This is a genomic window from Phytoactinopolyspora alkaliphila (assembly GCF_010550695.1).
Taxonomy (GTDB): domain Bacteria; phylum Actinomycetota; class Actinomycetes; order Jiangellales; family Jiangellaceae; genus Phytoactinopolyspora; species Phytoactinopolyspora alkaliphila.
Map to the genome: position 1 here is coordinate 100,197 of NZ_JAAGOB010000003.1, position 21,489 is coordinate 121,685.

At 68.7% G+C, this 21,489-nt stretch carries 22 protein-coding genes and 1 pseudogene; 15 read left to right on the forward strand and 8 right to left on the reverse strand.

Annotated features, from left to right (window positions below; genetic code table 11):
• Positions 1-2 precede the first annotated feature (2 nt).
• The 4 genes from G1H11_RS06505 to G1H11_RS06520 all read right to left on the reverse strand — a co-directional run bounded on the left by G1H11_RS06505 (position 3) and on the right by G1H11_RS06520 (position 5,535).
• Complete coding sequence (locus tag G1H11_RS06505; RefSeq protein WP_163817289.1) at positions 3-1,559, reverse strand: CHAD domain-containing protein; 1,557 nt, start codon at positions 1,557-1,559, stop codon at positions 3-5.
• Positions 1,556-3,634 carry an RNA degradosome polyphosphate kinase gene (locus tag G1H11_RS06510; protein ID WP_163817291.1) on the reverse strand — a complete coding sequence of 693 codons (2,079 nt, stop codon included), beginning with the start codon at positions 3,632-3,634 and terminating at the stop codon, positions 1,556-1,558. Before G1H11_RS06510 ends, G1H11_RS06505 begins: the two co-directional genes overlap by 4 nt.
• A gap of 74 nt (positions 3,635-3,708) precedes the next feature.
• Positions 3,709-4,686: a mycothiol synthase gene (gene mshD, locus G1H11_RS06515; RefSeq protein ID WP_163817293.1), complete on the reverse strand. Its 978-nt coding sequence runs from the start codon at positions 4,684-4,686 to the stop codon at positions 3,709-3,711.
• Positions 4,687-4,734: 48 nt separating this feature from the next.
• Positions 4,735-5,535 carry a winged helix-turn-helix transcriptional regulator gene (locus tag G1H11_RS06520; protein WP_163817296.1) on the reverse strand — a complete coding sequence of 267 codons (801 nt, stop codon included), beginning with the start codon at positions 5,533-5,535 and terminating at the stop codon, positions 4,735-4,737.
• A gap of 242 nt (positions 5,536-5,777) precedes the next feature.
• On the opposite strand from G1H11_RS06520, the gene G1H11_RS06525 reads away from it, so the two are divergent.
• From G1H11_RS06525 to G1H11_RS06550, 6 genes are all read left to right on the forward strand, one after another.
• Complete coding sequence (locus G1H11_RS06525; protein WP_163817298.1) at positions 5,778-6,038, forward strand: MoaD/ThiS family protein; 261 nt, start codon at positions 5,778-5,780, stop codon at positions 6,036-6,038.
• 142 nt (positions 6,039-6,180) lie between these two features.
• Positions 6,181-7,068: a hypothetical protein gene (locus G1H11_RS06530; protein ID WP_163817301.1), complete on the forward strand. Its 888-nt coding sequence runs from the start codon at positions 6,181-6,183 to the stop codon at positions 7,066-7,068.
• A gap of 57 nt (positions 7,069-7,125) precedes the next feature.
• Positions 7,126-7,548 carry a TlpA family protein disulfide reductase gene (locus G1H11_RS06535; protein WP_163817302.1) on the forward strand — a complete coding sequence of 141 codons (423 nt, stop codon included), beginning with the start codon at positions 7,126-7,128 and terminating at the stop codon, positions 7,546-7,548.
• 330 nt (positions 7,549-7,878) lie between these two features.
• A complete protein-coding gene (locus G1H11_RS06540; RefSeq protein ID WP_163817305.1) occupies positions 7,879-8,316 on the forward strand; it encodes a DUF4395 domain-containing protein in 438 nt (145 codons plus the stop codon).
• A complete protein-coding gene (locus G1H11_RS06545; protein WP_163817307.1) occupies positions 8,313-9,161 on the forward strand; it encodes a sulfurtransferase in 849 nt (282 codons plus the stop codon). The genes G1H11_RS06540 and G1H11_RS06545 overlap by 4 nt, the downstream gene beginning before the upstream one ends.
• A gap of 4 nt (positions 9,162-9,165) precedes the next feature.
• Complete coding sequence (locus G1H11_RS06550) at positions 9,166-9,465, forward strand: DUF1416 domain-containing protein (RefSeq protein ID WP_163817309.1); 300 nt, start codon at positions 9,166-9,168, stop codon at positions 9,463-9,465.
• Positions 9,466-9,708: 243 nt separating this feature from the next.
• On the opposite strand, the gene G1H11_RS06555 is transcribed toward G1H11_RS06550, so the two are convergent.
• The gene (locus G1H11_RS06555) at positions 9,709-10,071 is read right to left on the reverse strand and encodes a DsrE family protein (protein ID WP_163817311.1); all 363 of its coding nucleotides are present in this window, start codon (positions 10,069-10,071) and stop codon (positions 9,709-9,711) included.
• A gap of 202 nt (positions 10,072-10,273) precedes the next feature.
• Between G1H11_RS06555 and G1H11_RS06560 the strand changes: the two genes are divergently transcribed.
• Both G1H11_RS06560 and ygfZ read left to right on the forward strand, forming a co-directional pair.
• The gene (locus tag G1H11_RS06560; RefSeq protein ID WP_163817313.1) at positions 10,274-10,792 is read left to right on the forward strand and encodes a heme-binding beta-barrel domain-containing protein; all 519 of its coding nucleotides are present in this window, start codon (positions 10,274-10,276) and stop codon (positions 10,790-10,792) included.
• A gap of 122 nt (positions 10,793-10,914) precedes the next feature.
• Entirely contained in the window at positions 10,915-11,889 is a 975-nt protein-coding gene (gene ygfZ, locus G1H11_RS06565; protein ID WP_163817837.1) for a CAF17-like 4Fe-4S cluster assembly/insertion protein YgfZ, read from the forward strand.
• A 172-nt stretch (positions 11,890-12,061) separates the two neighbouring features.
• Here the strand turns inward: ygfZ and dtd are convergent.
• Positions 12,062-12,534: pseudogene (gene dtd, locus G1H11_RS06570) on the reverse strand (D-aminoacyl-tRNA deacylase).
• 90 nt (positions 12,535-12,624) lie between these two features.
• On the opposite strand from dtd, the gene G1H11_RS06575 reads away from it, so the two are divergent.
• Positions 12,625-13,380, forward strand: coding sequence for an SDR family NAD(P)-dependent oxidoreductase (locus G1H11_RS06575; protein ID WP_163817315.1), 756 nt, complete (start codon positions 12,625-12,627; stop codon positions 13,378-13,380).
• 81 nt (positions 13,381-13,461) lie between these two features.
• Positions 13,462-14,454 carry an asparaginase gene (locus tag G1H11_RS06580; RefSeq protein ID WP_163817317.1) on the forward strand — a complete coding sequence of 331 codons (993 nt, stop codon included), beginning with the start codon at positions 13,462-13,464 and terminating at the stop codon, positions 14,452-14,454.
• On the opposite strand, the gene G1H11_RS06585 is transcribed toward G1H11_RS06580, so the two are convergent.
• Entirely contained in the window at positions 14,437-15,693 is a 1,257-nt protein-coding gene (locus G1H11_RS06585; RefSeq protein WP_163817318.1) for an APC family permease, read from the reverse strand. The genes G1H11_RS06580 and G1H11_RS06585 overlap by 18 nt on opposite strands.
• Positions 15,694-15,773: 80 nt before the next feature.
• On the opposite strand from G1H11_RS06585, the gene G1H11_RS06590 reads away from it, so the two are divergent.
• From G1H11_RS06590 to G1H11_RS06605, 4 genes are all read left to right on the forward strand, one after another.
• On the forward strand, positions 15,774-16,232 hold the full coding sequence (locus tag G1H11_RS06590; RefSeq protein ID WP_163817319.1) for a helix-turn-helix domain-containing protein: 459 nt from the start codon (positions 15,774-15,776) through the stop codon (positions 16,230-16,232).
• A 5-nt stretch (positions 16,233-16,237) separates the two neighbouring features.
• The gene (locus G1H11_RS06595) at positions 16,238-16,828 is read left to right on the forward strand and encodes a hypothetical protein (RefSeq protein WP_163817320.1); all 591 of its coding nucleotides are present in this window, start codon (positions 16,238-16,240) and stop codon (positions 16,826-16,828) included.
• 78 nt (positions 16,829-16,906) lie between these two features.
• Positions 16,907-17,239: a DUF2516 family protein gene (locus G1H11_RS06600; protein ID WP_163817321.1), complete on the forward strand. Its 333-nt coding sequence runs from the start codon at positions 16,907-16,909 to the stop codon at positions 17,237-17,239.
• Between the two features lie 321 nt (positions 17,240-17,560).
• Complete coding sequence (locus tag G1H11_RS06605; protein WP_163817322.1) at positions 17,561-20,119, forward strand: ATP-dependent Clp protease ATP-binding subunit; 2,559 nt, start codon at positions 17,561-17,563, stop codon at positions 20,117-20,119.
• Between the two features lie 93 nt (positions 20,120-20,212).
• Here G1H11_RS06605 and G1H11_RS06610 read toward each other — a convergent pair whose 3' ends face one another.
• On the reverse strand, positions 20,213-20,590 hold the full coding sequence (locus G1H11_RS06610) for a hypothetical protein (RefSeq protein ID WP_163817323.1): 378 nt from the start codon (positions 20,588-20,590) through the stop codon (positions 20,213-20,215).
• Between the two features lie 145 nt (positions 20,591-20,735).
• Here G1H11_RS06610 and G1H11_RS06615 point away from each other — a divergent pair, with 145 nt between their 5' ends.
• The gene (locus G1H11_RS06615) at positions 20,736-21,476 is read left to right on the forward strand and encodes an HAD-IIA family hydrolase (protein ID WP_163817839.1); all 741 of its coding nucleotides are present in this window, start codon (positions 20,736-20,738) and stop codon (positions 21,474-21,476) included.
• Positions 21,477-21,489: the final 13 nt, after the last annotated feature.

Below are 21,489 nucleotides of genomic sequence, written 5' to 3' on the forward strand. Positions count from 1 at the left end.
GATCAGCCGCCCGTCCACGTCCGTGGAGCGCCCACTCGCCTGGTGCGTGACCAAGCGTCGGTGAACCGGACCCGCGCCCGCAGGGCGTGATCTTTCTCGACGGTGGCGAGCGCACCGAGGGCGAAGACGATCTCCGCATCGGCCGGCGGGCGACGCGCCAGCAGATGTAATGCGTCGATGGCCTGATGGGCATCCTCGTGCTCGCCGAGTATGTCGGTGAGTTTTCGCATCTCCCGCGCGAAGGCCGCGGCGTCGTCGCCGAGCGACATCGCCACCGCTTCGGCCGCGTAGCGAGCCCGCTTGGCATGCAGCCGCACGCGATGCCACTCCTGGGCAGGGGCATTCTCGCGTAGCGAGTCCGCCGATGCGCGAAGGCGCTTCCATACCTTGTGGGCGAGAGCCGGGAGCACATCTCGGGCCGACCCACCGGACTCGCCGCCGAACGAGGGGTCGTGGACGGCGGCGACCAACTCGTCGTGCAGGCGCAGATACCGACGGGAGTCGAGGATCGCGAGCGCGTAGGCGTGCGCCTCCGCGGCGTCGGCCGTGAGCGCGGCCTCGACGAAGGCGTTCACGGGCCCGCTCGGTACCTCCTCGGGGAGGTGCGCACTGTGGGCGATGAGCCGGGCGCGCAGGACGTCGTTGTTCCGCAGTTCGTTGAGACCACGGGCGAACCAGGCCAGTTCGGACGCCAAGTGGACGGTCCGGCCTGAGTCAAGGAGGGGCCGGAACGTGCGGAGAGCCCCGCGGAGGCGCCGCGCCGCGACGCGCATCCGGTGCACGGCGTCCTCACTCGACTCCGGCGCCCAGCGAAACGCCAGGTCGGCCTTGCGCAGTGCTCGGATCTGAACGGCGAGGTAGGCCGTCACGGTGTCGGCGGCCGGGTCGTCCGGACCGGGTTCGGCTGGATCCGGTACCTCTGGAGGGCTCGTGGCGGCGGGACCCAGTGCCCGGACGACCTTGGCGACGAACTCACCGCCGACGGCTCCCGCGCCGGTGAGTGCCGCCGCCACCCGGCCGGCGGCCTTGCCGCCCTTGCGCTCGTCGAGTTCCAGCTCGCGGAAGCGTGCCGTGACAGTGCCGTCACCGGTCAGGACGTGCACCGCGTCGTCGACCAGCTCCGCGACGGGTTTCCCGTTCGCGTTGCGCAGAAGGTACGTAGTTCGGTAGGTGCGTAGCGTCGAGATGTGTCGCACCGGAGACCCGCGGATGACCGCGCGGACGATCCGCAGCAGCTCGTCCGGTGGCCGGCCGGCCGATGCGGACAACGGCAAGCGGATCTCGTCCCTCACCCCCTGCCTCGGGTCCGCCGCGGATAGATTCAGGTGCCAGCCCGGATCGTCGCCGGTACGACGCCTGAGCGTGATGCCCTCGCGGATCAAGCGGAGATCTTCGGTGTCGAAGTAGGAGGATTCCAGCTCGGTCGAGCCGTGATCCTCGACCTCGTGCACGCCCGGCACGTCGTGGAGGTCTGGAAGTCGGAACAGCCCATGCACCCGGAACTTCTGCTCGGCCTCGCGGCGCGCTGGCGGCGCCGCAGCGGGCTCGGCACGTGTCACGTGGTGGTCCGCCGGCGGCGCTTGCGCTCGATCAGCAGGTGCTGAAGATCCGCCAGCGGTTCTCCGCCGGGGCCGATGTGGACCCGTTCCCACTCCCCACCGGCGCGAAGGTGCCACGCCGACGTCGCCGGATCGAAGGCGAGGTCGAACATCGCCTCGAGTTCGCTCAGGTGCTCCGGGTGGATGAGCTGGACGAGCGCTTCGACACGCCGGTCCAGGTTGCGGTGCATCAGGTCGGCCGAGCCGATCCAGTATTCCGGCTGGCCGCCGTTCTCGAACGCGATGATGCGAGAGTGCTCCAGGAAACGGCCCAGAATGCTCAGGGCCCGGATGTTCTCCGACAGGCCTGGTACTCCGGCGCGGAGACTGCAGATGCCGCGGATCCAGACGTCCACGGGGACGCCGGCTTGGGAGGCGTCGTAGAGAGCGTCGATGACAGCCTCGTCGACGAGCGAGTTGAGCTTGAGCCGGATCCGTGCCGGCCTGCCCTGCTCGTGGTGCTCGACCTCGCGTTGTATCCGCTCGATAATGCCGGTGCGTAGCGCGTGCGGCGCCACCAGCAGGCGCTGGTACTCCGATTCGATGGAGTAGCCGGAGAGAGTGTTGAAGAGTAGGTTGACGTCTTCGGCGACCCCGGCGTCGGCGGTGAGCAGGCCGAGGTCCTCATACAGGCGGGCGGTCTTGGGGTGGTAGTTCCCGGTGCCGATGTGGCTGTAGCGCCGGATCCCGCCGGCTTCGTCGCGTACCACCAGGCAGAGTTTGCAGTGGGTCTTCAGCCCCACAAGGCCGTAGACGACGTGGACGCCGGCCTGCTCCAGCTTACGGGCCCACGTGATGTTGGCCTGCTCGTCGAAGCGCGCCTTGATTTCGACGAGAGCGAGCACCTGCTTGCCGGCTTCGGCGGCGTCGACGAGGGCGTCGATGATAGGGGAGTCGCCGCTGGTCCGGTACAGGGTCTGTTTGATGGCCAGGACGCGCGGGTCCGCGGCCGCCTGCTCGATGAAGCGCTGCACGCTCGTGGAGAACGAGTCGTACGGATGGTGCACCAGGATGTCGCCCTTGGAGATGGCGGCGAACATGTCGGCCGGGGCCGCCGACTCGACGTCCGGCAGGTCGCGGTGGGTTGCCGGGAGGAACGGCCGGTACTTCAGCTCGGCGCGATCCAGATCGGCGATACCGCTGAGCCCGGTGAGGTCGAGCGGACCCGGGAGCGAGAACGTCTCGTTGTGGCTCACTCCGAGTTCCCGCTGGAGAAGATCGAGGACGTGTGGGTCTACGGTCTCCTCGACCTCCAGGCGCACCGCGGGCCCGAAGCGGCGGCGCATCAGCTCGCGCTCCATCGCGGTGAGCAGGTTCTCGGCGTCGTCCTCCTCGACCTCGACGTCCTCGTTGCGGGTGACCCGGAACGTGTGGTGCTGGAGGACGTCCATGCCGGGGAACAGCAGGGACAGGTGAGCGGCGATGACGTCCTCGAGAGGGACGAAGCGCTGCTCGGACACGGGCAGGAAACGAGCGAAGTTCGGCGGCACCTTCACCCGGGCGAAGTGCTCGGTGTCGGTCACCGGATTGCGGACCATCACCGCCAGATTCAGGGAGAGCCCGGAGATGTACGGGAACGGATGCGCGGGATCGACTGCCAGCGGCGTCAGCACCGGGAAGATCCGCTCCTGGAACAGCGTCCGCAGCCGGACGTGCTCGCTGTCGTCGAGATCGTCCCACCGGGACAGCTCGATGCCCTCCTTGACCAGGGCGGGCAGGACGTCGTCGCGGAAACAATGGGTCTGCCGGGTCATCAGCTCCCGAGAGCCGTCGAGGGTCCGCTCCAGCACGTCTCGCGGGAGCAGCCCGCTAACGGCGGGCACCGCCACCCCGGCCGCGATGCGCCGTTTCAGGCCCGCCACCCGGACCATGTAGAACTCGTCGAGGTTGCTGGAGAAGATCGAGAGGAACCGGGCTCTCTCGAGCAGGGGCACCGCCGGGTCTTCGGCCAGTTCCAGGACGCGGGTGTTGAAGGCCAGCCAGGACAGCTCACGATCGAGGTACCGGGCCTGCGTCACCGTCTGTTCGGGAGCCATGCCGCCAATGGTGTCACGCCGACGTTAACGGAGGGTAGACGGTGCGTCACCGTCGATCACCGGCTGTGATGGCCCTACTCGCCCGCACCCCGCCGGTACGCCACGTCCACGGCGTAGCGGGTGAAGCCGAGCCGCTCGTAGACACGCAGCGCGGCGGCGTTGTCCCCCTCGACGTAGAGCATGACCTCGCCGGCACCCTGGGCGGCGAGATGACGCAGGCCCACGGCCGTCAGGTGACCGCCGATGCCGGAGCCGTGAGCCTGCGGCGCCACGCCAAGGACATACACCTCGCCCAGAGCGGGATCGCCGGGGCTGTCCGGAACGACCGGGTGGATCTTGGTCCAGTGAAAGCCGACCATCTCACCGCCGGACTCGGCCACGAAGAAGGCATCGGGATCGAACCACGGCTCGCTCTGTGCGGCCCGGATGTCGTCGATGGTGCGGCTGCCCTGCTCCGGGTGCCAGGAGAACGCGGCCGAGTTGACCGCCACCCATGCCTCCTCGTCCTGCCCCGGCTGGAAGGTGCGGACCGTCACCCCCGGGGGCGCCTGTGTGTCGGGGACCGGCCGGTCGGCCGGACGTCGTAGCTGGAACAGTTCCCTGGCTCGGTCCAGCCCGTGCCGAGCGGCAAGCGCCCGGGCGCCGGGGTGATCGCCGTGCGACCACACCCACACCTCGCCCGGCACGGAGTCCAGGAGCTCGCTCAGCAGCGCACCGCCGAGTCCGTGCCGGCGTCGGTCCGGGTCGACCAGGAGTTCCGCCGCCCTCCTTTCGCCCTGCCGGGCAGCGAAGGCCGCACCGCTCAGAATCTGCCCAGCAGGCGGCACGTGCCCGGCGGGCGGCGTCCGGCCGGCCCGCGGCGTCGGTGCCGCGTCGTCCGAGGCGACGCCCGCCCATGTGGTCAGCGCCGCGTCGGTGAGTCCTTCCACCGCCGCTTGCCACAGCTCGTCGGAGAACGGCGCCTGACCGTCCGCCGACCTCGCCCGGTGGGCGAGCTCACCCAGCCGGCGGACGGACTCGGCGCTGAACGTCGTGTCTCGCGTGACTCTCATCGGTGCATCATCGCGCACCGGCGGCGGACCGACGAGTCGGGCTTTGCTCTAGCCGCCCATCCGGATCGCGTCGAGGGAAGCCGGCGACGCCGGACGGTCCGGTGCGTCGGCTGAGTGATGATCGTCGGGCAGCTCCACCGGGGCGGGCTGGCGCGTGCCGGCCTGCCGGGAGCCGCGTTGCTGTGGCGGCACGAACCGGTAGCCGACGTTGCGGACCGTGCCGATCAGTGCCTCGTGTTCGGCCCCGAGTTTTGCCCGCAGGCGGCGGACGTGGACATCGACGGTGCGGGTGCCGCCGAAGTAGTCGTATCCCCAGACCTCTTGCAGGAGTTGCGCCCGGGTGAACACCCGGCCTTGGTGCTGGGCGAGAAACTTGAGCAGCTCGAACTCCTTGTACGTCAGCTCGAGGGTGCGGCGGCCGACCTTCGCGGTATAGGTGGCCTCGTCGATCACCAGATCTCCGGACCGGATCTCATCCGGCTGATCGGATGTGGTGGCGGCCAGCTTGCCCTGCGCCAGCCGCAGTCTGGCCTCCACCTCGGCGGGGCCGGCGGTGTCGAGCAGCACATCGTCGACGCACCACTCAGCGGTGACCGCTGCGAGGCCTCCTTCGGTGACGATGGCGAGCAGCGGGGCGTCCACGCCCGTGGTGCGCAGCAGCCTGGTCAGGCTGCGGGCGTGGGACAGCTCGCGCCGGGCGTCGACGATGACGACGTCCCCGGCCGGCGCGTCGACCAGTGCCGATCCCTCGGCAGGCATGACCCGGACGTCGTGAAGAAGCAGCCCCAGCGCTGGGAGAACCTCCTCGGGTGGTTGAGACACCTGAGTGAGCAGGACGATGGTAGCCATATCGAGTTCTCCTTCGCCGTCGTCCCCGACAAACGCGAAAGGACCTGGGGAGCTCCGTCGCCCAGGTCCTGCTTGGCGCCAAATATAGCGGACCGATGTGATCCCGGTGAAACCGGGCACGCGGCCGGTGCCCGGCAGCGTGCGGCCGTTCGCAGCCCGTGCCCGAGCGATCATCGCAGTCGGAAAGGCCGGACCTGGGCGACGGCGCCCGCATCGGCCGTGGAGTGTGATGAGATGGCAACATGGCAAAGGTGACGCTGCGCTATTGGGCGGCGCTCCGGGCAGCCGCTGGCACCCCGGAGGAGTCGTACGACGCCGCCACACTCGCCGAGGCGCTGGCCGCGGCGAAAGCCGCGCACGGCGCCGACTCCCGCTTCGCTGCCGTCCTGGCTATTTGCGCCGTCCTGGTCGACGAGACGCCGCTCGGCAAGCGGGACCCGGAGCGTGAAGAGCTGGGCGACGGCTCGGTCGTCGACCTGCTCCCGCCCTTCGCCGGCGGGTGAGCGCAACGCGCAGAGGTGGTCGCGCGGGCCGGCCTGACGCGGGCAGGCGCAAGGGAACCGCGACGCCGTCGTTGACCGTACTGTTGCCGACTTGTTGCCTAACCGGCGGAAGGCTGCGACGCCGGTCTGTCAGGATTGACGAGTGCCTTCCGCCCGACTTCCCCTAGCCGCCGCCGCCCTCGCGGCAGTTCTGGGCTTGGCATCTACTTCCGGGTCGGTGCTGCTGGCCGTGGGGATCGCGATCGTGCAGATCGTCTTTGCTCTGGGAGTTGTCGGCTCGTCCGATCTCAGCTCGGCCCGCGCCGCGGGATGGCTCGGGTTGACGGCTGGCATCGGCGCGCTGGTCTGGATCGAGCTGTCCGGCACGGCGGACCTGACGCCGATGGCCGGCGTGCTCGGACCTACGGTGCTCGCCGCCTTCGTCATCCAGCTGCTCCGGAGGGACGGCCGGAGCGGGCTCAACACCGCCCTGAGCCTGGTGGTCACCGCCTGTGTACTGATCGTCATGCCCGTGCTCTGGCTGTCGCTTCACACCACTCCCGAGGGAACTCACACGGTGACGCTTGCCCTGCTGGGGGTGGGCACGGTGGCCCTGGCCGAGGCGCTGCCGATCTCGCGGGCGGTTCGGCGCGTCGTCGGAGTACTGGTCGCCAGTACCGGGGCAGCGGTCCTGGTTTCGTTGGTGAACACGCTCGGCGAGGCCGTTCCGGCGGTGAGCGCGGTGGTGATCGCCGCATTCGCCGGCGTCATGAGTGCCGTCGCCTTCGCGGTGGCGGATCGGCTTGCGGGGGAGAGCGGCCTCGGGCTTCCCGTCGCTTCACCGAATGATGATGACCTGTCCGGCGCGGCGGATGCTGAGCCCGGGTTGACCGCGAGCGGCGCAGGCGGTGTCGCCGCGCCGGCTACGAACGTACCGGTCACCGCAGCGGCCACGAATGCCCCGGCGTCGATCGCGCCGCTTCGCGTGGTGGGCCCGTTCGTCGCGGCCGCCCCGGCGGCGTATGTGCTCGGCCAGCTCCTGGTGGGCTGATTCCCCTGGGTGAGCGGCAAGCGGAACAAACCTCGTGAAGGAGGCGTTGCGCCAACCATGACCGGAGTTGCTGTCGTACTCGCCGTCCTGGCGCTGGCCACACTGTTCGGGGTCTGGCGGCAGCGGCGCGACGGGATCGTGCGATCCGCGCAGGACTCCGAGCCGGCCGATCGGGCGGCTGTCCTGAGCTCTGGCGACCTCGGGGCGGAGTTGGGTTCCCGGGCCACGCTGGTGCAGTTCTCCACGGCGTTCTGCCAGCCATGCCGGGCCGCACGCGGCACCTTGTCCCACATCGCGGGGACGGAGTCCGGGGTAGCTCACATCGAGATCGACGCGGAGCGGAATCTGGAGCTGGTGCGGGTGCTGGGCATCGCGCGCACGCCGACCACACTCATCCTCGATGGAGAAGGCAGTGTGGTGGGGCGTGCCACGGGAGTGCCCCGGATCGGCGAGGTCCGCGCCGTGCTGAATGCCGTGTGAGCGAGGGCCGCGCTGTGGTGAGCGCGGACCGGAAGCCTCCGCGCCCCCCGGTGAGGACCCGTGGATGCGGCGGCGCATGACCATGTCGTGAGATTTGCTGTCTCATTATGTGATACTGAACGTGACCTCAGCTCTGATCGGCCGTAATCTAATGGCGTGTTCCGCACAGAGCTGACCCGCAGACGCGCCATTGACTACCGGCGCGTCTCCACCATGCTCTGTCTCATGTCCTGACGGGAGCCGCTTCGGCCTGCCCAAGTGTGGTCCTTGAGGCCCGGCTCCCCACGTGTGCGCACTTCACTGCCCGTCCACGTCAGGAGATTCCGCTCCATGATCGATCCTCGCGGTCCCCGGTTCGCCGCTACGATCACCACCGTTGTGCTCGCCGTGGTGCTGGTCACCGGTAGTCCATGGCTCCTCGCCGTTCAGGGCGTGGTGTTCGGCCTGGCCGTGATCTTCGGTGTGGCAGCTTCGCCCTACGGCTTGCTGTTCCGTCGCCTGGTCCGGCCCCGTATCGGTCCGCCGGGCGAGCTCGAGAGTCCGGAGCCGCCGCGGTTTGCCCAGGCGGTGGGGCTGGTCTTCACGGTCGCCGGTCTCGTCGGGTACCTCTCTGACGTCACCCTCATCGCGTACATCGCAGTCGGCGCGGCGCTGGCTGCGGCGTTCCTCAACGCCGCTTTCGGCTACTGCCTCGGCTGCGAGATCTACCTGCTGTATCGCCGCTTCTTTCCTGCCCGCACCACCAACACACCGGAGGTCTCTCCATGAGCCGCGAGTCCGCTCTCGTCTCGGCCGATTGGGTCGAGCAGAATCTCGACAATCCCAAGGTCGTTCTCGTCGAGGTCGACGAGGACACCACCGCCTATGACAAGAACCACATCAAGGGCGCGGTGAAGGTCAACTGGACCACCGACTTGAAGGACCCGGTCCGCCGCGACCTGGTCAACCAGGAGCAGTTCGAGGCGCTCCTGTCCCGTCTGGGCATCTCGCGGGACGACACCGTGATCCTGTACGGCGGCAACAACAACTGGTTCGCGGCCTACGCGTACTGGCAGTTCAAGCTCTTCAGCCACCCTGACGTCCGGCTCCTGGACGGCGGCCGCAAGAAGTGGGAGCTGGACGCCCGCGAGCTGGTCGAGGAGGTTCCCGCGCGTCCCGCGACGCAGTACGTCGCCGAGGGCACCGACAACTCGATCCGGGCCTTCCGCGACGAGGTCATCTCCGCGATCGGCGCGCAGAACCTGGTCGATGTCCGCTCGCCGGACGAGTACGCCGGCCGGCTGCTCGCCCCGGCGCACCTGCCGCAGGAGGTCTCGCAGGTGCCGGGCCACATCCCCACCGCGGCGAACATCCCGTGGAGCAAGGCGGCCAACGACGACGGCACCTTCCGCTCCGACGACGAGCTGCGCGAGCTCTACTCCGAGGCCGGCGTGGAGCTGGACAAGGACACCATCGCCTACTGCCGGATCGGGGAGCGCTCCTCGCACACCTGGTTCGTGCTGCGGGAGATCCTCGGCGTGCCGAACGTCAAGAACTACGACGGCTCGTGGACCGAGTACGGCTCCCTGGTGGGCGTTCCGGTCGCCGTCGGCGACGAGCCCGGGGAGGCCTGAGCACATGTGCGGAGCCACCACAGGCGGTGTGGCGCTGGACGGCGTCGATGTCGCCAAGGAGACCGTGATCCAGGGCGTCGTGTCTCGCGACGACGCGCCCTTGGCCGGCGCCTACGTGCGGCTGCTCGACTCGACGGGTGAGTTCACCGCGGAGGTGCCCACCAGCACCACCGGGCAGTTCAGGTTCTTCGCCGCCCCCGGCGAGTGGACAGTCCGGACACTCGCCCCCGGTGCGGAGCCGGTCAACCGGTCCGTCGTCGCTTCACGCGGCGCCATCAACACAGTGGACGTCACCGTCGTCTGACACCTGTGTCACCTGATCGTCGTTTGTGCACCTGATCATTTCCCCGGAGATGATCAGGTGCACAAACTGCATTCGGGCCGGCTGTCGTGCCACCTGATCATGTCCACAATGCGGACGCGAGATGATCAGGTGACACAACGAGGCCGCGGAGCGTCGCATTGTCATCTGATCGCGGCGCCGACGACGCACCGACGACCCACACCTACGAGCCACCGACGACGTGCGACGACGTCGCACACCGGATCAGTACACGAGGGCCTGCACGCCCTCCGCGAGCGTCTCCTCGACGAACGTCGCAGCTCCGGCGATGCGAATGCCGGGGATGACATCGTCCGGCCCGATCTCGCGCCGGGCCGCACATTGGGTGCACAGCGTCACCTGTCCCGCGGCAAGCAGACTGTCCAGAAGGTCGGGCAACGGCGCGGCGTGCGGGAGATCGAAATCCGCGGCACGTCCGGGGAGCGAGAACCAGGCCGACTCGCCGGTGAGCCACAGCGAGACCGTGGCTCCCATGCTGACGGCGGTGGACGCCACCGTGAACGCCTGCGAGCAGCGCTCCGGTGCGTCGACGCCTGCGGTGACTTTGACGACGAGAGTGTGAGCCATGGTGGACAAGCGTAGGAACCGGCGCCGCGTGCGACACGCCCGCCCGGCACCGTTACACTCGTAGCCGTGCTGGAAATCGTCTTTACATCCTTGATGGTGCTGGTCGCGGTGGGAGCCGGCCTGATGGCCCTGCTCGTCGTGCTGAAGCTCTTCAAGGGCCAGGCCTGATAAGCGCACCCGCCCTCGACCAAGGTTTCGCACTGTGATCGAGATCCCCAGTGATCTTCATACCGACTGTGTGCCGCTCGCCTGGCTCCTCGGGCGATGGGAGGGCGCAGGCGTCGGTGACTACCCGACCATCGAGGCATACCGCTTCGGCCAGGAGGTGGAGTTCACCTACGTCCCCGGCAAGCCGTTCTTGTCCTACACCAGTCGCAGCTGGATTCTCGACGACGACGGCAATCTGGTCCGCCCGGCGGCCCGGGAGACGGGGTACTGGCGTCCTCAGCCCAATGATGAGGTCGAGGTCTTGCTCACCCACCCCACCGGGTATGTCGAGATCTATATCGGGCGGTCGGAGCCGGCCAGGATCGAGCTGGCCACGCGCGGTGTGCTGAAGACTGAAACCGCGAAAGACTACCGTGCCGGGCACCGGCTCTACGGGATGGTCAACGGCAGGCTGATGTATGTGTACGAGATGGCAGCCATGGGCCACGACCTGCAGCCGCACCTGTCCGCCGAGTTGCAGCGGGTCGCGGGGGCGTCGGAGTCGGCGGGCTGACCGGTCCGGCGGGCTGACCGGCCGCGCGGCAGGCTCAGCCGCCTGGCACACTGGCCTGCCGGTCCTGACCGGGATGATCGCCGCATCGCCCGGTGTTGGGTACGGTCGTGAGCGTGAATACCTTGTACCGCAGCCCGCTGCTCCACACCGCCGGTGCCGTGGAGGCGACCGACCCGGATGCCGGGGTCGCGGCGCATTACGGTGACCCCCTGCGCGAGCAGCGGCGGCTCGCCGACGGCGCCGGCCTGGTCGACCTCTCGCACCGCAGCGTGGTGCGGGTGAGTGGCCCGGACCGGCTGACCTGGCTGCACCAGCTCACCTCGCAGCACCTGGAACAGCTGGCGGCGGGGGAGGCGACCGCCGCACTCATCCTGGACGCTCACGGCAGGGTTGAACACGCCCTGTACGGGGTGGACGACGGTACGGCCATCTGGTTCCATGTCGAGCCCGGCCGCGCCGCGGATCTGGTCGCCTACCTGGAACGGATGAAGTTCTGGTCCCAGGTCGAGATCAGTGACGTGACCGGCGACGTCGCGGTGGTCTGGGAGCCGCGCACCGAACCCGCGACGCACTTGAGCAGGGTGACCGAGCGGGGACGCGACGTCTTCGTGCCACGCGCTGAGCTCTCCGCCTACGCCGGCGACGCCGGTTCCCTCGCCGGGGTGTGGGCGTATGAGGCGCTGCGCATCGAGGCGCACGAGGCCAGACACGGCCTGGACACCGACGATCGCACCATTCCCCACGAGGTGGGCTGGATCGGCTCCGCGGTCCATCTCGACAAGGGCTGCTACCGGGGGCAGGAGACTGTCGCCCGGGTGCACACGTTGGGCAGGCCTCCGCGTCGCCTGGTGATGCTCCATCTGGACGGGTCAGTGGATCACCTGCCGGCGCACGGAGACGAGGTCGTCGCGGACGGACGCACTGTGGGCCATGTCGGTTCCGCCGCCCGCCACCACGAGCTCGGGCCGATCGGCCTGGCCGTGATCAAGCGCAACGTCCCGGTGGACGTGGAGCTGGTCGCGGGTGGGGTAGCGGCCACCCAGGAGGTCGTGGTGGATCCAGAGGCAGGCCTGCACATCCGGCCGCAGCTGCGGTAGTCGGCGCGCCCGCTGTCCTGACGCCGATCTGTCGTCCTGACGCCGCCTAGTCGCGCAAAGGGCCCAGACGGCACGGGAGGCACGGCTTCTGGGCGTCAGGATGACAGATCGGCGTCAGGACGATGTCTGAGAAGGGCCGCAGAGGTCTGGGCGCGCGCCGGACGTCATTCAGTCAGGCGTCCAGCACGAGGGTGACCGGCCCGTCGTTGACCAGGCTGACCTTCATGTCCGCGCCGAAGACGCCCGACTCCACCCGCGCGCCGAGTGCTCGTAGCGCGGCCGAGAACGCCTCGACGAGCGGCTCGGAGACCGGTCCCGGCGCGGCGGCGCTCCATGACGGCCGCCGCCCCTTGCGGGTGTCGGCGTACAGTGTGAACTGACTCACGACGAGGACCGGCGCGCCGACATCGGCAGCGGAGCGCTCACCGTCCAGGATGCGCAGCTCCCACACCTTCTTCGCCAGCTTTGCCGCCGTGCCCGGATCGTCGTCGTGCGTCACCCCGACCAGGACAAGCAGGCCCTGACCAGGCCCTCCGCCGGTCTCGACCGGGCCTGGACGAGACGCCGAGCCGGGGTCGATCTCGCCGACCACCTCGCGTCGACCGTGACCGCCGCCGATGTCACCCGCTGCACCACTGCTCGCATGGAACAGATCCTGCCAGCCCTGGTCCGGGGTTTCATGCCGCGTCCGATTCCCGCCAGAACTGGCCGCCGGGGACTGTCAGGATCGAACTCATGAATACGCAACTGAACAACGAACTGACTGGCAAGCGGGCGTTCGTCACCGGCGGTGGCCGGGGAATCGGCGCCGCGGTGGCGCGGCGGCTCGCGACGGCCGGGGCCGACGTCGCACTGACCTACCGCAGCGATGACGAAAGCGCGGCGTCGGTGGTCAAGGAGATCGAGGCCGCCGGCCGGCTGGCCAAGGCTGTCAAGGTCGATAACGCGGACACCGATGCCCTGGTCGCTGCCGTGAACGGCGTCGCCGAGGAATTCGGCGGACTGGATGTGCTCGTCAACAACGCGGCCATGTTCCCGACGGGTCCGCTGGACCAGGTGGAGCTGGGCGAGTTCGACGCGGTCATGGCGGCGAACGTGCGTGCGCCTTTTGCCGCGTCCGTGGCGGCGTCGGCACACATGGGTGACGGCGGGCGCATCATCAGCATCGGCAGCAACGTGGCGGTGCGGGCACCCTTCGCCGGCCTGGGGCTGTACACGTTGAGCAAGACCGCACTCCTCGGGCTCACCGCGGGTCTCGCCCGGGATCTCGGTCCCAGGGGCATCACGGTGAACCTGGTCAATCCAGGACCGACGGACACCGACCTGAACCCGGCCGACGGGCCGATGGGCGACGCCATCCGAGCGCACACCGCGCTGGGCCGTTTCGCCCAGCCGGAGGACATCGCGGGCATGGTCGCCTACCTGGCCGGACCGGCCGCCGCGTACGTCACCGGAGCCTCCATCCTGGTGGACGGAGGCTTCTCGATCTGACCAGCGCAAGGCCGGAGGGCGATCGGAGGGGCTGCCGCCCGCCGTCCGCACTCCGGCCTACGCTGTGCGACGATCGAGGCCATGGTCGAAGATGATGTGCTGGTCGCCGAGGTCGTGAGGTCGGGGCTGGTCGAGTCCAGGCACCGCGGTTCCGTCGTGGTCCTGAGCGCGGACGGCTCGGTCGCGGCGGAGGCGGGCCGCACTCAGCAACCGATGTATCCCAGGTCGGCCAACAAGCCGGCACAGGCGGCCGCGATGCTCAGGCTGGGCATCACTTTGGACGGCGAACTGCTTGCGCTGGCCGCGGCGAGTCATTCCGGCGAGGCGTTCCACGTGGCCGGCGTGAGGCGGATCCTGGAGACGGTGGGCCTGCCGGAGTCCGCCCTGCGTAATACGCCGGACTGGCCGCTGGACACCGAATCGCGTGACGCGCTGATCCGGCACGGTGGCAAGCCGGCCGCCATCACGGCCAACTGCTCCGGCAAGCATGCCGCCATGCTCGCGACGTGCGTGGTGAACGGCTGGCCGGTCGACGGCTACCTGCACCAGACGCATCCGGTACAGGAGGCGATCCGCGCGGCCGTGGGCGATCTTGCGGGCGAGCCGGTGGCGCACGGGGGCGTGGACGGTTGCGGTGCTCCGTTGTTCGCGCTGACCCTCACCGGTCTGGCTCGGATGTTCCGGGCGATGGCGCTGGCCGGGGCAGGAACCGCGGAGCGGCGCACGGTCGAGGCGATTCAATCCCATCCCGAGTACACGAGCGGGACCACACGGGACGAAGCGAGGCTCATTCGGGCTGTTCCGGGTCTCTTCGGCAAGGGAGGCGCGGAGGCCGTGTACGCGGTGGCCTTCGACGACGGCCGGTCGGTAGCGCTGAAGATCGACGACGGTGGTTCGCGGGCGCGGCCGGTGGTGATGGCCGCTGTTCTGAGAGAACTCGGCGTCGACGGCCCGGCGCTGGATGAGCTGATCAGCGCGCCGGTGCTCGGTGCTGGACGGCCGGTCGGGGAGATCCGGCCGGCGGCCACGCTGGTGGACCAGGTCCGGGCGGGCGTGTCAGCGGCGCACGCGTAGCACGACGACACGCAGCAGCACGAGTACCACGAGGGTCGCCGTGCCCAGCACCACCATCGGCCACGGCAGCGAAACCGCGAGTCCCACACAGAGGACCAGTCCCAGCACAGCCAGCCACCGCGGCCAGCGGCGTTCCTCCGGGCTGAGACGCAGCGTGGCGATGTGGGCGACGGCGTAGTAGACGAGAACGGCGAACGCGCTGATAGACAGCGTCTGCGCCAGGTCACCGGAGAGGACGGCGACGGCCGCGACGGTTCCGGCGCCGAGCTCGGCGATGTGGGGAACCCGGCGGACGGGGTGCACCGCCGCGAAGACACGGGGCAGGTCGCCCTCGTCGGCCATGGCGAACGACGTCCGGCCGACGCCGGCGAGCAGAGACAGCAACGCCCCCATGGCGGCGAGGCCTGCGCCGGCGGTGACCACTGGAACCAGCCAGGTGGCCCCAGCCGTCTCGGCGACCACACGCAGTGGCTGCCCGGTGGCGGCAGCTCCCTCCGGGCCGAGGACATACAGCACGGTGGCGCCCACCAGGGCGTAGACGACGAACACGCTCAGCAAGCCGATAGTGACCGCCCGGGGGATGGTCCGCGCCGGATCGCGGACCTCCTCGCCGAGCACGGTGATGCGCGCGTAGCCGGCGAACGCGTAGAAGAGCACGGCCGCCGAACCGAGGACGCCCAAGGGGCCCACGGCGTCGAGCGCCACGGTGGAGCCCGGTTCCGCGCCGGCGCCGGCCACTCCCGTGACGACCACAGTGAGCAGGACGGCGATCACCGCCGCAAGGATCAGCCGGGCGCTGCGAGCGGTCTTCTGGACGCCAGCCAGGTTGACGGCGGTCAGGACGACGACCGCGCCGAGCGCCACTGCGGTGGCGTGTTCCGGCCAGAAGTATGTGCCGACGGCCAGGGCCGCCGTGGCGCACGAGGCGGTCTTGCCGACAACGAAGGCGTAGCCGGCCAGCGCTCCCCAGTGCGGTCCGAGCCGTTCGCGGCCGTAGTGGTAGACGCCACCGGCCCGCGGGTGCACCGCCGCCAGCTGCGCGGTGGAGGTGGCGTTGCAGAACGCCGCGACCGCCGCGATGCCGAGACCCAGCAGCAGCCACGAGCCGGCGAGCTCGGCCGCGGGCTGCCAGACGACGAATACCCCGGTCCCGATCATGGCGGCCAGCCCGATGGCGACCGCGTCGGGTGTGCCGAGCCGGCGAGAGAGGCGGGATTCGTGGATGTTCACGCAACCCATTCTGGACGGTAGCCGGTGGTGTGCCGTGCGCGGTCAGTGTCTCGTTCGCAGTGCTTGCAAAAGTTAGCTATGATGGTGCTGTGAGCAAATCCTCGAAGGCCAACGTGGGCGAGTTCCTCCGGGAGCAGCGCCGGGCGGCACAGTTGTCGCTGCGGCAGCTCGCGGACAAGACCGGGGTGAGCAATCCGTACCTCAGCCAGATCGAACGCGGCCTGCGCAAGCCGTCGGCCGAGGTGCTACAGCAGATCGCGAAGGCGCTGCGCCTCTCCTCCGAGGTGCTGTACATCCGCGCGGGCCTGCTGGACGAGCCGGCCGGGGACCGACGGGTGGAGGAAGCCATCCAGACGGACGCGGCGCTGACCGAGCAGCAGAAACGAGCCCTGCTCGAGATCTATCTGTCGTTCCGTTTCGCCAACGGCAACGGTGTGGCAGACGCGTCGCCGTCCGAGGAGGACAGCGTCGCCGTAGCCGCCGCGGCCATGGGTCAGGTACCGGCCGGCGACGACGCTCAGATCGAGACAACCACACACGAGAGGTGATGACCATGTCCACCAACACCACACTTGACGGCAAGCCCGTGCGCGCTGTCGCCGGCGCCGCCGATGCGACGGCCGCGGCCATCCGGGACCTGTCCAGCCGGGTGATCGGCGCCGTGTCGGACGAGAATTTCCGGCACGAGGTCCGGGAGCGCTTCAGCGAGCTCTCCGGCCGGGTCTCGGCCGCCGTCACCGACGAGAGGTTCCGTGAGGACATGCGCAAGCGCCTTGCAGATCTTCCCGCCGAGGCGCGGGCGCTCGGCGACGAGCTGCCCGAGTTCCTGAAGGACATCCCGGTCAAGGCGGCCGAGCTTCCCGAGCGCGCCCGGGAAGCATTCACCTGGGAGCGCCGGCACGAGCTCATGACGGACATCCCGGCTCGGGTCAGGGACGCCGCGGCACAGGCCGCGCAGCAGGCCGGTAAGACCTACGACCAGCTGGCGGACCGGGGCCAGGGCGCCATGGCCAAGTGGCGTGGTGACTATGAGGAGCTCCTCGGTGAGCGCGTGGCCGTGCTTCGGAGTCGGGTGGCCGACGCCGCCGACGACGTCGCCGACTCGGCGGACAAGCTCGCGGACGATCTGCACGAGCGCAAGTAGTCCTGTTCAGGCGCCCGGCGTCCATCCCCTCGCGGGTGGGCGCCGGGCGTGTGCGTCGTGACCGCGTAGAGTGGTGGCGTGGACATATTCGGCGACTTCCAGGAGCTTCTGATCGTCGCTCTGGCGATCGGGGCGCTTGGACTCAAGGGGTTCGCGCTCTTCGACGCGTTGCGGGTGCCCACGGACGCGTTTCCCGCCGCCGGCAAGCTCACCAAGCCGATCTGGCTGTCGATCCTGGCGGTGGCGTTCATCACCGAGCTCGCGTTCTTCCCCATGGCCGTGATGATCTTGACGTTGCTCGGTACGGTGGCTGCCGCCGTGTACGTCGTGGACGTCCGCCCGGCCGTGCGCGCGATGGGCGGCGGCCGCCGGGGAAATCAACGCAACGACGGCCCTTACGGACCGTGGTAGTCGCTTCGCCTGCAGCGAACGCACGCATCAGGCGGCCCTCGGAGTGGAACATATCCAGTCCGGCGTGGTGTTCTTGACGTATGTGGTCGCGCGGATGCGAGGCGACAAGCGAGAAGACATGGGCGGTGGGCTGATGAGGATCCACGAAACCACTCGTGTGGCCGGCGGCAATCCTGGCTCGGCCACTACGGAGACCAGAGCAGATATCCGAGCCCTCCGGGGTACAGGCCCTCAGGTTCGGTACGGACATAGAGATAACATCGAGTGGTTAGCTGGGGGCCTGCCCTCCACCGCCGACCACTCGGCAAGGGAGCGCCACTGATGTTCGAGAGGTTTACTGACCGCGCAAGGCGCGTCGTCGTCCTGGCCCAAGAAGAGGCCAGGATGCTCAACCACAACTACATCGGCACCGAGCACATCCTTCTCGGGCTCATCCACGAGGGCGAGGGTGTGGCCGCGAAGGCGCTCGAGAGCCTGGGCATCTCGCTCGAGGCGGTGCGTCAGCAGGTCGAGGAGATCATCGGTCAGGGCCAGCAGGCTCCGAGCGGTCACATCCCCTTCACCCCGCGTGCCAAGAAGGTGCTGGAACTCAGCCTCCGGGAGGCGTTGCAGCTCGGCCACAGCTACATCGGCACCGAGCACATCCTTCTCGGACTCATCCGGGAGGGTGAGGGTGTCGCCGCACAGGTTCTGGTGAAGCTCGGAGCGGATCTGAACCGGGTGCGTCAGCAGGTCATCCAGCTGCTCTCCGGCTACCAGGGTGGCAAGGAAGCGGCGACGGCCGGTGCCGGCCCGCAGGGTGAGGCTCCGTCCAGCTCGCTCGTCCTGGACCAGTTCGGCCGGAACCTGACGCAGGCTGCCCGCGAGGGCAAGCTCGACCCGGTGATCGGGCGCGAGAAAGAGATCGAGCGCGTCATGCAGGTGCTGTCGCGCCGTACCAAGAACAACCCGGTGCTCATCGGTGAGCCTGGCGTGGGTAAGACGGCCGTCGTCGAAGGTCTCTCCCAGGCCATCGTCAAGGGGGAGGTTCCCGAGACCCTCAAGGACCGGCATGTCTACACCCTCGACCTGGGTGCGCTCGTCGCCGGCTCCCGCTACCGCGGTGACTTCGAGGAGCGGCTGAAGAAAGTCCTCAAGGAGATCCGCACCCGCGGTGACATCATCCTGTTCATCGACGAGATCCACACGCTCGTCGGTGCCGGAGCCGCCGAGGGCGCCATCGACGCGGCCAGCATCCTCAAGCCGATGCTGGCGCGCGGAGAGCTGCAGACCATCGGCGCCACCACGCTCGACGAGTACCGCAAGTACGTCGAGAAGGACGCTGCCCTGGAGCGGCGGTTCCAGCCGATCCAGGTGCAGGAGCCGACGCTGGCGCACACCATCGAGATTCTCAAGGGCCTCCGGGACCGGTACGAGGCACACCACCGGGTCTCGGTCACCGACGGCGCATTGGTGGCGGCGGCTCAGCTGGCCGACCGCTACATTTCGGACCGGTTCCTGCCGGACAAGGCGATTGACCTGATCGACGAGGCCGGCGCCCGGTTGCGGATCCGCCGGATGACCGCACCGCCGGACCTGCGGGAGTTCGACGACCGGATCGCCGATGTCCGTCGCGAGAAGGAAGCCGCGATCGACTCGCAGGACTTCGAGAAGGCCGCGTCCTTGCGCGACAAGGAGAAGCAGCTGATCGCGCAGAAGATCGAACGCGAGAAGCAATGGAAGGCCGGCGACCTCGACGTCGTGGCCGAGGTGGACGACGAGCTGATCGCGGAGGTTCTCGCGTTCGCCACCGGCATTCCGGTGTTCAAGCTGACCGAGGAGGAGACCTCCCGGCTGCTGCACATGGAAGACGAGCTGCACAAGCGGATCATCGGCCAGGAGGACGCCATCTCGGCGCTGTCCAAGTCGATCCGCCGTACTCGTGCCGGTCTGAAGGACCCCAAGAGGCCCGGTGGTTCGTTCATCTTCGCCGGTCCGTCCGGCGTCGGTAAGACCGAGCTCTCCAAGACGCTGGCCGAGTTCCTCTTCGGTGACGAGGAGGCGCTGATCCAGCTGGACATGAGCGAGTTCTCGGAGAAGCACACGGTCTCCAGGCTGTTCGGTTCGCCGCCCGGCTACGTCGGGTACGAGGAAGGCGGGCAGCTGACGGAGAAGGTGCGTCGCCGTCCCTTCTCGGTGGTGCTGTTCGACGAGGTCGAGAAGGCTCACCCGGAGATCTTCAACTCGCTGCTGCAGGTGCTGGAAGACGGCCGGCTCACCGACGCGCAGGGCCGGGTGGTGGACTTCAAGAACACCATCATCATCATGACCACCAACCTGGGTACCCGGGACATCGCCAAGGGCGTCAACCTTGGGTTCTCGGCGGCCGGTGATGAGGAGGCCAGCTACGACCGGATGAAGGCGAAGGTCACCGAGGAGCTCAAGCAGCACTTCCGGCCGGAGTTCCTCAACCGTGTCGACGACATCATCGTCTTCCACCAGCTCCTGGAGGTGGAGATCCTCCGGATCGTCGATCTGCGCATCGCCGAGCTCGACGAGCGGCTGCGGGACAAGGACATGGCGCTGGAGCTGACCCAGCCTGCCAAGGAGCTGCTCGCCAAGCACGGATTCGACCCCGTCCTGGGTGCCCGGCCGCTGCGCCGTACCATCCAGCGGGAGATCGAGGACACGCTGTCGGAGAAGATCCTCTTCGGCGAGCTGAAGGCCGGCGAGATCGTCGTGGTGGACGCTGAAGGCACCGGGCGTGAGGCCCACTTCACCTTCACCGGAACCACGAAGTCCGACCTTCCGGATCTCGCGCCTGTGGAGGCCGGTGCCACACCGGCCCCGGCGTCCGGTTCCACTGGCAGCGGCTCCGGCTCGACAGAGAAGTCGAGCTGACCGGGTCTCCCGCTTCGAAGAAGTAGCTGCACAGCATCGCGGCCCCGGTTTCCCTCCGACAGGGAGACCGGGGCCGAGGTGTGCCCGGGGGCGTTAGCTGAGCTGGACGTCGCACTCCTGCATGGCGTGTTCGTCGAGCCGCTCGCGGGAACTCTCGAGCTCGGCGATCGCCGTGGCGGCGTCGGCGGCGTCGTCCTCCTCGGACATCGACACGAGCGAATCGAAGGTGTCGACGTAGTTCTCCCACTCGGAGCGGATGTCGTCGGGCGCGGACTCGGCGATGGAACGCATGTCCGCGACCAGATTGTTCATCATCTCGGGGTTCTCGACCAACGCGTTCTGCGTACCCGAATACTTGGTGGACAGGTCGTCCAGCTGGTCGCAGAACTCGCTGTCTCCACCGCATGCGGTCAGGGGCAGGGCGAGAACAGCGGCCCCGGCGATCGTGCCGAGCCGTGTCAGCAAGGTCATTCTGTTGTCCTTCGGCGCTGTGGGGGGATGGTGCAGACGCGAGAGCACCTTACCGGACGGTTGCCGGAGGCGCGTGCCGGTGTCACGAGGGCATCGTAGAGTTGTCGGGGTGAACGACAACGAGATCGAATGCTGGCTGACCGACATGGACGGCGTCCTGGTCCACGAGGAGCGTGCGATCCCAGGGGCGGCGGAGTTTCTTCAGCGGCTGGTGGACCGGGAGCGCCGGTTCCTGGTGCTGACCAACAACTCGATCTTCACGCCGCGGGATCTGGCGGCCCGGCTCTCGGCGTCCGGTCTCGACGTGCCGGAGGAGTCCATCTGGACGTCGGCTCTGGCCACCGCTCAGTTCCTCAACGACCAGCATCCGAAGGGAAGCGCATACGTCATCGGGGAGGCCGGTCTGACCACGGCGCTGCACGAAGCCGGGTACGTGATGACCGACACCAACCCGGACTACGTGGTGCTGGGGGAGACGCGCACCTACTCGTTCGAGGCCATCACCAAGGCGATCCGGCTGGTGAGTTCCGGCGCCAGGTTCATCGCGACCAACCCCGACTCGACGGGGCCCTCGCCCGAGGGGCCATTGCCGGCTACTGGTTCGGTAGCCGCCCTGATCACCAGGGCCACCCGCCGCGAGCCCTACTACGTGGGCAAGCCCAACCCGATGATGTTCCGCAGCGCCATGAACCGGATCGAAGCGCACTCGGAGACCACCGCGATGGTGGGCGACCGGATGGACACCGACATCGTCGCCGGCATCGAGGCCGGCCTGAGCACCTGGCTGGTGCTGACCGGCTCCACCAAGCAGGAGGAGATCAAGCGTTTCCCGTTCCAGCCCAAGCATGTGGTCGATTCGGTGGCGGACTTGGTGGAGCTGGTCTGAGCCCCACGCCACG

Coding starts and splice junctions, on each gene's coding strand:
- G1H11_RS06510 (WP_163817291.1), bottom strand. CDS start 3,634: ATGGCTCCCGAACAGACGGTGACGCAGGCCCGGTACCTCGATCGTGAG.
- mshD (WP_163817293.1), bottom strand. CDS start 4,686: ATGAGAGTCACGCGAGACACGACGTTCAGCGCCGAGTCCGTCCGCCGG.
- G1H11_RS06520 (WP_163817296.1), bottom strand. CDS start 5,535: ATGGCTACCATCGTCCTGCTCACTCAGGTGTCTCAACCACCCGAGGAG.
- G1H11_RS06525 (WP_163817298.1), top strand. CDS start 5,778: ATGGCAAAGGTGACGCTGCGCTATTGGGCGGCGCTCCGGGCAGCCGCT.
- G1H11_RS06535 (WP_163817302.1), top strand. CDS start 7,126: ATGACCGGAGTTGCTGTCGTACTCGCCGTCCTGGCGCTGGCCACACTG.
- G1H11_RS06540 (WP_163817305.1), top strand. CDS start 7,879: ATGATCGATCCTCGCGGTCCCCGGTTCGCCGCTACGATCACCACCGTT.
- G1H11_RS06545 (WP_163817307.1), top strand. CDS start 8,313: ATGAGCCGCGAGTCCGCTCTCGTCTCGGCCGATTGGGTCGAGCAGAAT.
- G1H11_RS06550 (WP_163817309.1), top strand. CDS start 9,166: ATGTGCGGAGCCACCACAGGCGGTGTGGCGCTGGACGGCGTCGATGTC.
- G1H11_RS06555 (WP_163817311.1), bottom strand. CDS start 10,071: ATGGCTCACACTCTCGTCGTCAAAGTCACCGCAGGCGTCGACGCACCG.
- G1H11_RS06575 (WP_163817315.1), top strand. CDS start 12,625: ATGAATACGCAACTGAACAACGAACTGACTGGCAAGCGGGCGTTCGTC.
- G1H11_RS06580 (WP_163817317.1), top strand. CDS start 13,462: ATGGTCGAAGATGATGTGCTGGTCGCCGAGGTCGTGAGGTCGGGGCTG.
- G1H11_RS06585 (WP_163817318.1), bottom strand. CDS start 15,693: ATGGGTTGCGTGAACATCCACGAATCCCGCCTCTCTCGCCGGCTCGGC.
- G1H11_RS06595 (WP_163817320.1), top strand. CDS start 16,238: ATGTCCACCAACACCACACTTGACGGCAAGCCCGTGCGCGCTGTCGCC.
- G1H11_RS06605 (WP_163817322.1), top strand. CDS start 17,561: ATGTTCGAGAGGTTTACTGACCGCGCAAGGCGCGTCGTCGTCCTGGCC.
- G1H11_RS06610 (WP_163817323.1), bottom strand. CDS start 20,590: ATGACCTTGCTGACACGGCTCGGCACGATCGCCGGGGCCGCTGTTCTC.
- G1H11_RS06615 (WP_163817839.1), top strand. CDS start 20,736: ATGGACGGCGTCCTGGTCCACGAGGAGCGTGCGATCCCAGGGGCGGCG.